Origin of the sequence: Novosphingobium sp. Chol11 (assembly GCF_900218065.1) — a bacterium.
Taxonomy (GTDB): domain Bacteria; phylum Pseudomonadota; class Alphaproteobacteria; order Sphingomonadales; family Sphingomonadaceae; genus Sphingobium; species Sphingobium agri.
Window position 1 is genome coordinate 839,676 of sequence record NZ_OBMU01000001.1, and the last position, 10,359, is coordinate 850,034.

Genomic DNA, 10,359 nt, shown 5'->3' on the forward strand with positions numbered 1-10,359 from the left:
ACAAGCTCGACCCGGACGGTGGTGAGGGGCTGGACAAGTATTGAGCCGTCAAGAGTTGCGCGCAGCCGTCAGTGCAATCCAACGGCCGGTATGTCGTTGTCCATCGACAACATCATGATGATGAGTTCGGAGCGGGATTTTATGCCCAGCTTCTGAAAGATGCTGTGGAGATGCACCTTGACCGTTCCTTCGGTCAGGCCGCAGCGGGCCGCGATTTCGCGGTTGCGCAGGCCAGCGCGGATCAGCCCGGCAATCTCCAGTTCCCGATCGGTGAGGGCAGCAAGGCTGTTATTTTCGTTCGATGGGGCGGATATGCTGTGCACCAAGGCCTGCTCCATGACGGTGGGCGAAATGCTTTTATTGCCGTCCAGAACCTCGGTTATGCAGGTGAGCAGTTCCTTGGGGTCGCTGTCCTTGAGGACGACGCCGTCCACGCCCAGCTTTATTGCTTCCAAAGTCTGGTCGGGCCGGATGTGGACCGTCATGAAGATGACGGGCACGGTGCTGCCGCTTTCCCGAATGGCTGAAAGGATGGCGAGGCCGCCGCCGTCCTTCATGCTGACGTCGAGGATCAGCAGGTCCGGCTGATCTGCCTTAAGTCGGGCGATCGCCTCGCTAACGGAGCGGGCGCAGAAGATGACATCATGCCCATGCGAGCTTAGAAATTGCGCCATGCCGTCAAGGAAGATCGGGTGGTCGTCTACTATCGCAATCTGCGCCATCATATCGGGGACCTCGGCAGGGATGAAGGAAGCCTAATCGAAATAAGTGAATTCATGCTTAAATTGTGGAAATAGGCGGTGCCGCCGATCTTTCCCAAACGCTTCATGATGGATTGCGACTGGAGTTCAAAGTCGCCGGTATAGCTTTGCTGCTCAATGGGTTGGGCGCCGGGATTGTCCTTCAGTGCGATCAGAATCTCATCATCCGCCTTCGCAAGCGAGACGGTGATGTGTTTCGCGGCGGCATGCTTCGCCGCGTTCGCAGCAGCTTCCCTGAGCAGGAACTCGACCTCTGCGGCTGTTTCGGACGTCACCATCATGGGATGATCGATCGGATTGAGCCGACACTCGATCCCCCATTGCAGGGCAATGAACCGGCAGCAGGCCTCGACATCGTGAACAAGGTCGACATCGTCCGGACCAGTGTCCGTGACATTGAGCAGGCGGCGCAGATGCGCCTGCTCTGCCGTGACGAGTTCCTCCATCGCGAGCAGTTCGGCAAGCTGGTGCGGCGCGTTGATGGCGGCGAGGCCATGTTGCGCAGTGACCAGGCGGACGCGCAGCGCGGCAAGCGTTTGAAGGACGCTGTCATGAAGATCGCGGCTGAGCGCAAGCCGAGCCTCCGCAAAAGTCCGATCCCGCCATGCGATCAAGAAGAAATGCCGTTCCAGGAAGAGTTCCAGCCCTTCCTGAATGCGCAACGCGCGGAGGAGTGCGGCGGGGGACCAGCCATGGCGCGCACCGACATACAGGCGGCCCCGCAATTCTCCAGCCTGGACGTGGAAGCTGACGCCCTGTCCTGGACCCAACAGGCTCGACAGTGCCTCCGTGAGGTGCGTGGCCTTCTCCGTGCGCGTTATCCCCAGACGATTGCGCATAAGCAGGCGGCTGGATTGGCCAGCGTAGACAAAGGGGGCGTCCGTAGGTGAAATGCGCGTCAGGGCTTCCACTTGTTGCTGTGTCAGGGAGACGGTGTGAACACCGTCGGTGTTGGCGAGTTCGCAGTGGCTTGCGCCATCGCCGATCTGCCAGATGAAAGCACAATAGCGAGCCGCCATAAGCTCGGATATCTGTTCCACCACGAAGCGCGGTAGCGATTTCTGGAAAGACAGTCCCACGGCCTGCAACCGTTCGGACCAGTTGATCAGCCGCCGTTCCAGTATCGACATGCTGAGCATCGACGCAGCGATGGTGCAGCCGATGATGACGGTGATGCCATCGATCGCGCGGTCGACCTCCGCAACATGACGTTCAGCGGCCCAAGGCTCGTAAGACCCTCGCGCCAGGAAAGCGAGGACGAGGCAAAGTGCCAGCACGATGATCGAGCCGCGGCCGAACCGTTCGGAAGCGGACCACGCAACGAAGAAGAGGCAAGCGAGCGCCGGAATTTGCAAGGGTTGGCAAAGGGCGATCACCGTCAGGAAGATGATCGCGTCCACGATCAATGTCAGTGGCCGGAGCAACAGGCCGAGAGGCGGCGACAGGACATGCTGGGCCACGCCAAGGGCAGTCCAGAGCCATAGGCCGCTCTGAATGAGCATTGCGCTATGCATGAAATCGGGTTCGGGATCGAACATCGCCGTGATCTGCCACGTGGCGGCAACGGCGAAGGCGACGCGGGATATGGCAAAACCCAGCGTCGGTGATCGACCCAACCAAAGCACCAGGCGGTCCATCGCGGTAGATGACGCCTTGGGCATATTCAACATGGTGGCTTGTCCCCCGACTCCACCGCCATGTTTCACCACAGCCGGGCGACAGAAACAACATATATCAATCTTTTATCCCGATGCACCCAATGGCATGGCGCGGCGAAACATGCGCCGCTAAGGATGGCGGATGGCTGTGCTTATCACTCCTGCCCTGATCTGCGGGGTTAGGTCCCATGGCGAACATGGTGCCATTGCACGGCTTTTGACTCCGGATCATGGCCTGCTGGCGGGCTATGTTCGGGGAGGTCGAGCCCGCGCATTGCGTCCCGTGCTGCTGCCCGGGAATAGCGTGAAGGCGGAATTCCGGGCACGAACCGAAGAGCAGCTTGCCGGGCTAGCGGTCGAACTGGATCACAGCCGGGCGCCATTGCTGTCCGAGCCGTTACCGGCTGCCGCGATCGATTGGATATGTGCCCTGACGGCAGTGGCTTTGCCGGAGGGAACACCGTATCCGGCGTTGTACCAGGCCTTGGACGGCGTCCTTGGGGCGATCGATGCCGCGCCAGCGGCGCGAGGCTGGGGCGCTGCACTGGTGCGCTACGAACTGCTGATGCTGGCCGAATTGGGCTTTGGCCTCGATCTTGGGCGGTGCGCGGCGACGGGCGGCAACGAGGATCTGGCCTTTGTAAGCCCGCGCAGTGCCGCAGCGGTCAGCAGGGCAGGCGCGGAGGGATATGAAAGGCGGTTGCTGCCATTGCCCCGCTTTTTGATCGAAGGAGGCAGCGGCGACTGGCCAAGCATAGTCGACGGATTGCAGCTGACCGGCTTCTTTCTGGAGCGGTCGGTGCTGACCGACTGGCGGGCTGACACGCTTGCCGCGCGCGAAAGGCTGGTCGATCGACTGAAAAGAGCGGTTGCGTGAGGCGCGGCGGCTTCATAAGGGGCGGCCACGACATTGAAGGAGTTTCGCGCCATGTTGATCGCCCTGTTCCCTGGAGATGGTATCGGTCCGGAGATCATCGCGCAGGCGCGGCGCGTGCTCGACGCGCTGGCGATCGAGGGCCTGACCTATGAAGAAGGTTTGGTTGGCGGGGCTGCCTATAAGGCGGTGGGCCACCCGTTGCCGCCTGAAACGCTGGACATCGCACGGCGTGCGGACGCCATATTGTTCGGCGCGGTGGGTGATCCCGACTGCGACTCGTTGGAACGGCATTTGCGGCCGGAGCAGGCGATCCTTGGGCTGCGCAAGGCGCTGGGGCTGTTTTCCAATCTGCGCCCGGCAAAGGTCTTTCCGGAGCTCGCCGACGCATCTGCCCTTAAGAAGGAGGTGGCGAGCGCCATCGACTTGCTGATCGTGCGCGAGACCAATGGCGACGTCTATTTCGGCGAGAAAGGCATGCGCAAGACGGTCGACGGGCTGCGCGAAGGCTATGACATCATGTCCTATAACGAAGAGCAGGTGCGCAAGATCGCGCATCAGGGCTTCCAGGCCGCACGCGCGCGGCGCGGCAAGCTCTGCTCGGTGGACAAGGCGAATGTCCTGGAAACCAGCCAGCTGTGGCGCGACGTGGTGATCGAGGTTTCGGCCGAATATCCCGATGTCGCCCTGTCCCACATGTATGTGGACAATGCCGCGATGCAGCTGGTGCGTGATCCGGGCCAGTTCGACGTCATCGTGACAGGCAATATGTTCGGCGACATCCTGTCCGACCAAGCGAGCATGTGCGTTGGATCGATCGGCATGCTGGCCTCGGCGACCCTCAACGACAGCAATCAGGGCCTGTACGAGCCGATCCATGGTTCCGCGCCCGATATCGCAGGGCAGGGCAAGGCCAATCCGCTTGCAACGGTCCTGTCGGCGGGGATGATGCTGCGTTACTCGCTTGGGCTCCCGGAACAGGCTGACCGGATCGAGGCTGCTGTTGCCAAGGCGCTCGCCAATGGTGCGCGTAGCCCCGATCTGGGTGGAACCATGAACACGGTCGAGATGGGCGACGCGGTGCTCGCGGCGCTGAACTGAGGAAGAAGCGATGAAGCGCAGGAGCGGGCAGGACCCGGCTATCACCAAGAACTGGCGGCCCGCGACCCTCGCCGTGCGGGGCGGCAGCGCGCGTAGCGAATGGGGCGAAACGTCCGAGGCGCTGTTTCTGACCAGCGGCTATTGCTACGACCGCGCCGAAGACGCGGCAGCGCGCTTCGCGGGTGATCAGCAGGGCATGACCTATAGCCGCCTGCAGAACCCGACCGTCGAGATGCTCGAAAAGCGTATCGCGCTGCTGGAGGGCGCCGAGGCCTGCCGCGCGACCGCGACGGGCATGGCGGCGATGACGGCGGCGCTGCTGTGCCAGCTGTCGGCAGGCGACCATGTGGTGGCTGGCAAGGCGCTGTTCGGATCGTGCCGCTGGCTGACCGACACGCTGCTGCCCAAGTTCGGGATCGAGACGACCACCGTCGAAGCTACCGACAATGATGCCTGGGAAGCGGCGGTGCGGCCGAATACCAAGGTATTCTTCTTCGAAACGCCTGCCAACCCGACGATGGACGTTGCGGATCTGGAAGCCATCTGCGGTATCGCGAAGAAGCATGGCATCGTCAGCGTGGTCGATAATGCCTTCGCAACACCGGCGCTTCAGCGGCCGCTGGAGTTCGGCGCGGATGTCGTTGCCTACAGCGCGACCAAGATGATGGACGGCCAGGGTCGCGTTCTGGCAGGCGCGATCTGCGGAACGGAGGATTTTATCCTCAACACGCTTCTGCCGTTCCACCGCAACACTGGGCCGACGCTGAGTGCGTTCAATGCCTGGGTGGTGCTGAAGGGTCTGGAGACGCTGGACTTGCGTATCCGCCGTCAGAGCGAGAATGCGCTCAAGGTCGCGAAGTTCTTGGAGGGTAGGGTGGCGAAGGTGCTTTACCCTGGCCTGGAAAGCCACCCCCAATATGCCCTTGCGGCGAAGCAGATGGAGATGGCCGGGCCGATCTTCTCCCTCTACGTCGGCGGCGGGCGGAAAGAAGCCCATGGCCTGCTCAACGGGCTGGAGCTGGTCGACATCAGCAATAATATCGGGGATTCCCGGTCGCTGATGACGCATCCTGCTTCGACGACCCATTTCGGCATGGCCGAAGAGGCACGGCTGGAGGTTGGCATCACTGAAGACATGCTGCGGCTAAACGTCGGTCTGGAAGATGCGGACGATGTGATCGAGGACCTCGATCGCGCGCTCAAGTCGATAGGCCGTTGACGAGAGCAGGGGGAAAGGCGCATTTCTTTAGCCGTGAACGCGCTCTTTCCCTTTCATGCGACCACACGCGATATAAACGTGCATGTTGCTGTTACGTTCCTGCCGGAGCAATCGGAGCCTGATCGCGGGCGCTGGTTCTGGGCCTATCATATCCGAATCGAAAATGACGGGGATCAGCCCGTGCAGTTGCTCACACGCCATTGGGTGATCACGGATGGGCGTGGCGCGCAGCATCGGGTGGATGGTGACGGCGTGGTTGGCGAGCAACCGGTGGTACAGCCGGGAAAAAGCTATGACTATGTTTCGGGTTGCCCACTCAACACGCCGACCGGATCGATGCGCGGGCATTATCACATGATCGGCGCCAGCGGGGAGACGTTCGACATCGCTATTCCTCATTTCGCGCTCATAGCCCCGGCGGTTGCCGAATGAAGCGTACGCATTTGCCGTTGAACGGCCTGCGCGTGCTGGATGCTGCAGCGCGGCATTTGTCTTTCACGCGGGCGGCCGACGAACTGGCGGTGACACCCGCAGCCGTTGGCCAGCAAATCCGCGCGCTGGAGGACCTGCTTGGCGTCGTGCTCTTCCGCCGAACGCCCAAGGGCCTGGAGCTTACCCCGGAAACCGAAGCCGGGCTGGAAGCCTTGCGGGCGGGCTTCTTGGAATTCGAAGAAGCGGTAAGAGCGATGCAGGCGGGACAGTCCAGTTCCTCGCTGACCATAGCCGCTCCGCGGGACATCACCGCCAAATGGCTGCAACCGCGCCTCGCCAGCTATGCTGCCAGCCAACCCGATCTCAAATTCGCGCTGGTGGCGGCGGACGAGACGCTGGACTTTACGGAGGCCAATCTCGACCTGGCGTTGCGTTTGACTGACGGGCCGGGCGAACATGAAGGGGTGAAGCTGGGCGAGGCGAGCTTTGTCACTGTTGAAGCGGCGGACGGCGGCCCTGAGCTTCGTGTCGATTGGCCCGGCTGTCCCACAGCGAGCGAACCGGCGGCGATCCGCGTCGCGGACGCCGGGCTCGCCATTGAAGCGGCGATCAACGGTTTCGGGCGAGCTACAGTGCCACTGCTTTTGGCGCAGGCTGATATCGAGGCGGGGCGGGTGAAGCAGGTGGGGGAACAGCAGGCTTCCACGCTTGGCTATTGGTTGATCGCTCCGCTGCCGCAATGGCGCCAGAAGAAGGTGAAGGCCTTGATAGAGGCGCTCCTTTCCTGACCAGCGGTTCGCGGCCTTCTTTGCTGCGGTTAGTTTTTTCTGGCTGGTCGATGCGATGAGGGGGAGTAGCGCGATGGTCCTTCGATGCTTCAACGGGAAAGCTGGAGCGTGCGCTCTGTTGCTCCTCTGCCTGACGCCTGCCACCTGGGCGCAAGCGCCCTATGTAGCGGACGTCACTGAGGCGAGGGAGAAGGAATGGCGGTCCTTGGTGGCGGCAGCGCAGGGGGCCTATGCTGCAGGGCGCCCGCTGGAAGGCACTGAGCCCGCGCGAAAGGCACTGGCGCTGGCCGACGATCTGTTCGGGCCTGATGATCCCCGCACGTTGATCTCCGCCAATGATCTCGCCCTATTATCGGAGAGCACTGGTCATTATCGCGATACCGAGCAATTGCTTCGGCGGGTATTCGACAGCTATCTGCGTACGCGCGGCGAAGACGACCCGAATTGCCAGTTGGCGCTGGAGAATTTGATCGACTTTTACCTGGCGCGAAAGCGGCCGGACGCCGCTGCGCCCTTGGTGACTTACGCATTGGCCTCCTTCCGTAGAACAACCGGTGCAACCAGCGAGCGCAGCCGTCGGATGGAAGATATTGCGATGCGCCTTTCCACGCGCGATGCTGCCACGGCGGCGGACTGAGGCGATGTTCATTATACCTAAGGTATAGCCCGTAGGGTTAATTGCTAAACTGTCTGCGGCTGCTATCCCCATGTCACCATCGGACGCAGGCGTTCAATTTTCCGCTATTCGTCGGCAGGATGTCTGCCGTTTGCGGACTTGGCGCGCTAATGAATGTAAATCCGTTGGGTCGCAAATGGGCGGGCGGTCGGCTAATTGGCTGGCCGCCCGCTTATCATTTGCGGGTTAGGCGCTCAGCCGATGGGACATCATCTTACCCGCTGAATGACAAGGCGCATCGTCCGAGTCGCATCAGAGGCCAAAAAGAGAATTAACTTAGATTGCTTTCCAGCTATAAGACGAAGGATATATGGATATCTAAATAACTATATCGTTCGAAATAATACGTGAGTTATTTTTTCGACCCTATTGCATTTAAATGGTTAATAAAAGTTGATTTTCCGTGACTCACTTTACTGCCACCGAATAAGATTAGCCGTCGGGTCAGAAGTAATAAGACGATGGGGTTAATCCGGGGCGGTCGAAGGCTTGTTCAGCCTCACCGACGGGAGATTGCAGACAATAGGCAATAGCTGATCCGCTAATGCCATATGTCGATGAAGATGAACTTCTCAATGCTCGTGTTGCGTTGGGGAACGATCTTCTGCGCACTTCTTCGGTCCGTCCCACGGTGACAGATGGGATGGAAAGATGGATTTCGAGCGCGAATGGAATGTCGATGCCGCCGCTGACCGTCAGCAGGCGCATGACCCCGCACTGGATGCACTCGCTGCTCGGGTGAAGGGGCACCATATCCAGCCAGGCACGATGCGCGCTGTCGCGATTGGCGCAGACGGCGTCGTTGTCCTCCCCGCGGGAACCGACATCAACGACATAGCCGTTGACGGCCGTAACCTGATCGTCACCCTGCCTGAAGGCACACAGATGGTCATTTTGGACGGCGCCGTCGTCGTACCGCGCATCGTCGTAGGCGACGTGGAAATTCCTTCGGTCAACCTGGCCGCGCTGTTGATCGGCGAAGAACCGCAGCCCGCTGCCGGCCCGACCCGCAGTTCTGGCGGCAATTTCCTGGCTGCCGAAGGGGATGTTGGAAATCCTCATGGTTTGGGTGACCTGCTGCCGCCGACCGAATTGTCCTTCAGCCAACCTGAAGAGCAGGAAATCCTTCCCATCGCGGCGGATGAAGACGAGGACAATCTGCCTCAGCTTGAGGTTCCTAGCTCAGGTGCTGGCACAGTCGTCGATGAATCAGGGCTGGGCGTAGTGAACCGCCCGGGCGAGTCTCCCGGGTCGAATGAACCGGCTCCGATTGAGACGACTACCGGCACGATCACCTATGTTGCGCTGGACGCACCGGCAACGATCGCGATCAATGGCCAGATCATCACGGCTGTAGGGCAGACGATTGTCGGGACCAGTGGCACGCTGACCATCGTCAGCATCGCTCCGGGCTCTGTCGGCTACACTTACACCGTGACGGACAATACGTCGGGTGACAACGTAACCGACAACTTCACGGTCACGGTGACAGACTCGGACGGCGACAGCGTCACCAAGGATCTGGTGATCAGCGTTATCGATGACGTGCCTACCGCGCATGATGATGTCGTCCAGCAGAGCGCAGAGGATGCCCCGGTCGCCATCAATGCGTTCGCCAACGACGTTTTCGGCGCGGACGGCGTCGACATAGACAATAATCCCGCCGTGCGCGTGACCATCCTCAGTGGTCCGGCCGAAGGCACGGTGGTCTACAATCCCACGACCGGCCTCTTCACTTTCACGCCCGTAGCTGGTCAGGAAGGCAGGGCCAGCTTCGTTTACCAGATCCAGGACGGTGATGGAGATACGTCGCAGGCCACCGTTACCATCACTCTGCAACCGGATTCGACACCGAGCGTCGAGGTTCAGGCAGGATCGGACACGCTGGTCGATGAGGCCGCGCTGAACCCCAATGGTTCCAGTGCCGCTTCGAACGGGGAGACCGCCGCTGGCGTCCTCCTCATTGCCACCGGCAACGACGCGGTCGGTTCGCTGGTCATCAACAATGTTGACGTGACCAATGGCGGAACGGTCAAGGGGAGCTTCGGCACGCTCACGGTAAGCGGTTCGCCGGCGGCCGGCTATAGCTACAGCTATACGTTGGAAACCCCCACGTCGGGCGATGCCACGCAGGATAGCTTTGCAGTCACCGTGACCGACAGCGATGGAGATGCTGCAGGTACGACGCTGAACATCGGCATCGTGGATGACCGGCCACAGTCCATCGATGATATCGGCAATGTTGTTGTAGAAGACAGTGCCGCAAGCACCCTCTCCGGCAATGTGCTGAGCAACGATGTGTCGGGCGCTGATACGCCCAAGAGCTTCGTCGCCTGGGGCGCGGATGCCGCGGCGGTGGCGGAACTCAACAGCTACGGCACGCTGACGCAGAACAGCGACGGCAGCTGGAGCTATGTGCTCGACAACAGCCGGTCGGCGACGCAGGCGCTGGGCAGCGGGTTCAGCCAGGACTTCACGCTCCATTATACGATGCAGGATGCTGATGGCGACCAGTCGCCCGCGACTTTGACCATCACGGTGAAGGGCGCCGATGACAGCGCAAGCGTCGTCACGGCAGCAGCGACCGGCCCAGACGCGACCGTCTATGAGGCGGGCCTGCCGAGCGGCACGGCGCATGACGGCAGCCATGTGACCTCCGGCACTTTCACCGTCTCTGCGACGGACGGCATCGCCAGCATCACGGTGGGTGGCACAAGCTTCACCCTGGCGCAGATGCAAGCATTCGGCACGACCAATGGGGTGGTGAACACAGGCGAGGGGACGCTGACGCTCACGGGCTACAATGCTGCGACGAGAGCAGTGAGCTACAGCTATACGCTGCTCGCTACC

The 10,359-nt window shown here is 61.1% G+C and carries 9 protein-coding genes; 7 read left to right on the top strand and 2 right to left on the bottom strand.

The features are described from left to right. Positions 1-68 precede the first annotated feature (68 nt). The gene (locus tag NCHOL11_RS04245) at positions 69-722 is read right to left on the bottom strand and encodes a response regulator (RefSeq protein ID WP_255254703.1); all 654 of its coding nucleotides are present in this window, start codon (positions 720-722) and stop codon (positions 69-71) included. Then, a complete protein-coding gene (locus tag NCHOL11_RS04250; protein WP_097091209.1) occupies positions 722-2,431 on the bottom strand; it encodes a histidine kinase in 1,710 nt (569 codons plus the stop codon). Before NCHOL11_RS04250 ends, NCHOL11_RS04245 begins: the two co-directional genes overlap by 1 nt. 130 nt (positions 2,432-2,561) lie before the next feature. Here NCHOL11_RS04250 and recO point away from each other — a divergent pair, with 130 nt between their 5' ends. The 7 genes from recO to NCHOL11_RS18480 all read left to right on the top strand — a co-directional run. Continuing rightward, positions 2,562-3,296 carry a DNA repair protein RecO gene (gene recO / locus NCHOL11_RS04255; protein WP_097091210.1) on the top strand — a complete coding sequence of 245 codons (735 nt, stop codon included), beginning with the start codon at positions 2,562-2,564 and terminating at the stop codon, positions 3,294-3,296. Positions 3,297-3,347: 51 nt separating this feature from the next. Beyond that, complete coding sequence (leuB, locus tag NCHOL11_RS04260; RefSeq protein ID WP_097092721.1) at positions 3,348-4,394, top strand: 3-isopropylmalate dehydrogenase; 1,047 nt, start codon at positions 3,348-3,350, stop codon at positions 4,392-4,394. Between the two features lie 10 nt (positions 4,395-4,404). Continuing rightward, positions 4,405-5,613 (top strand): trans-sulfuration enzyme family protein, encoded by a 1,209-nt coding sequence (locus tag NCHOL11_RS04265; protein WP_097091211.1) that lies wholly within the window; start codon positions 4,405-4,407, stop codon positions 5,611-5,613. Positions 5,614-5,646: 33 nt separating this feature from the next. After that, positions 5,647-6,045, top strand: coding sequence for a Co2+/Mg2+ efflux protein ApaG (gene apaG / locus NCHOL11_RS04270; RefSeq protein ID WP_097091212.1), 399 nt, complete (start codon positions 5,647-5,649; stop codon positions 6,043-6,045). Next, a complete protein-coding gene (locus NCHOL11_RS04275; RefSeq protein ID WP_097091213.1) occupies positions 6,042-6,833 on the top strand; it encodes a LysR family transcriptional regulator in 792 nt (263 codons plus the stop codon). The genes apaG and NCHOL11_RS04275 overlap by 4 nt, the downstream gene beginning before the upstream one ends. Positions 6,834-6,951: 118 nt before the next feature. After that, positions 6,952-7,470 carry a tetratricopeptide repeat protein gene (locus tag NCHOL11_RS04280; RefSeq protein WP_236574904.1) on the top strand — a complete coding sequence of 173 codons (519 nt, stop codon included), beginning with the start codon at positions 6,952-6,954 and terminating at the stop codon, positions 7,468-7,470. Positions 7,471-8,160: 690 nt separating this feature from the next. Further along, on the top strand, positions 8,161-10,359 hold a 2,199-nt coding region (locus NCHOL11_RS18480), incomplete at its 3' end, for a beta strand repeat-containing protein (RefSeq protein WP_255254704.1).